This is a genomic window from Vibrio sp. Vb1574 (genome assembly GCF_033338675.1).
Genome location: NZ_JAWOTC010000123.1, coordinates 1 through 1748, shown reverse-complemented (window position 1 = coordinate 1748; position 1748 = coordinate 1). Strand labels below are relative to the sequence as shown.

At 45.0% G+C, this 1748-nt stretch carries 2 protein-coding genes and 1 pseudogene; all 3 read right to left on the bottom strand.

The genetic code is table 11. From position 1 onward, the window contains the following. A partial coding sequence (locus R7O12_RS24070) for a DUF350 domain-containing protein (RefSeq protein WP_318126561.1) occupies positions 1–384 on the bottom strand: 384 nt, incomplete at its 3' end. After that, positions 384–1427: an ion channel gene (locus R7O12_RS24065; RefSeq protein WP_318126560.1), complete on the bottom strand. Its 1044-nt coding sequence runs from the start codon at positions 1425–1427 to the stop codon at positions 384–386. The genes R7O12_RS24065 and R7O12_RS24070, both read right to left, overlap by 1 nt. A 118-nt stretch (positions 1428–1545) precedes the next feature. Then, a pseudogene (locus tag R7O12_RS24060) lies at positions 1546–1748 on the bottom strand (quinolinate synthase NadA); the annotation flags it as partial.

Genomic DNA, 1748 nt, shown 5'->3' with positions numbered 1-1748 from the left:
GACCGATATAGAAACCGCCGCAAGTACAATGCCTGCAGGCAGCTCATCTTTTTCGATACGCTCAGTAACTCTTGGCAGCAAAATAAAACGCACGATGGCAAATGCGATGATTTGCGCAAGCATGGCAACAACGCCCCAAACCATAAAATCGACAATGTTGACTGAGTTTTTTGCCGCACCCGAAATCGCAATACAATAACCCAGAAAAGCGCCACTCAACGCCACTGCGGCTGCGGTATTTTGCTTTTCCTTGATCAGATGCCATTCATCATAAGGCGTAAGCTTGACGTAGATGAACTTAAACGCCAAAACAAAAATAATGGATACTGAGAAGTAGAGTAAAAAGTTTGGAAAACCTGCTAACAGGCCGGCAATCATGTGCATTATTGTTCCTTGTTCATTTCTTTCCATGCAAAATCATCAATACGTTCATCTGCAATGTAAAACAGCTTGGTACCCGGTGGCACTACCGCATCTAAATCTGGGTTGAGTTGGATACCGTTGCCGATATCAAACGCAATCAACGTCGCGTGGTGACGCTTTTTGATAAAGCCAAAGATGCTCTCAATGGTGGTGATAGGTTGATTCTCAGGATAAATGACTGAGTACTGTGTCATCCCACGGGTGGATGCCAGTAATGCTTGGTGCAAGGCACTAGAGCCAGGGTCTACTGCCGCTTTCGCCAACATTTCTGCTCCTACGGCAGGAATGCACTCTGCTTTAGGGCAATGCTGACTGAGCAATCGACCTAAGGCGTCGTCTTTAAAATAAGCCAGCAAGTGTGCGTCAGGATTCACAGAGGCACAATAAAGCGCAGCGGAGAGCGTAATGTCATCCGAAAGATTATCAACAATGATACAACTCGCATCAGTAATGTTGGCGTTCTTCATTTCCTGTGCGTCGGTATAACTGGTCACTTTGATAAAATGAATCTCACCCGGCAATGGGTTTTCAATATCAGAGCGACTACACAACACGATAGGGCGCTTGCCTTCTTCTTCGTGTTGCAACATACGAATCAAGTGCATTGTTCTCGACCCGTTCCACCCAAGCAATACGATATGATTTTCCACTCTCACTCTCCGTTTACCCAAAATACCCGCTCGCCAATAATCGATTGCAGAACCAGCTACACGCCCCAGTAACGCAGCAAACAAACTCAAGCCACCGGGAATAACAAACAACACAACAACCCACTTCCCTAAGTCTGTGACCGGAGAGTGATCTCCATAGCCCACCGTACTAGCGGTGACCATGAGGTAATAAATGAAGTTGGAGAAGTTGTCCGTTAGCGCTTTTTCACCCGCAAGAGCCAAAAACCCCCACGATAAACTGATGTACAAAATGCTAATAACAAGAAGGTTTCGGTTGCTTAATTTAAATAGGTGCGAACTAAGCCACTTTTTAACTACTAGCCACACAGCCATAAATATCCGATCCCTGCATTTACAAAATCAATCAATATTAAACCATTGATAATCAAAAACAAAAAAACCAGCCATATTCGGCTGGTTTTTTGGGACTTATCTTAATAAATAGAAGTGATTACGCGTTACCTTTCACTTGCATATTTAGCTGCTCGGCAAAGTCTAGCATGCGGTTCAGTGGAATAAGAGACTTCACTCGTAGCGCTTCATCTACGAAGATTTCGTGCTCTTCTCCACCTTCACTAAGCGCTTTTTCAATCGCTTTCAAGCCGTTCATTGCCATCCAAGGACAGTGTGCGCAGCTACGACAAGTCGCGCCAG

Excerpts from the sequence above, each read along its gene's own strand:
- R7O12_RS24065 (WP_318126560.1), bottom strand. The coding sequence starts at position 1,427 with ATGGCTGTGTGGCTAGTAGTTAAAAAGTGGCTTAGTTCGCACCTATTT.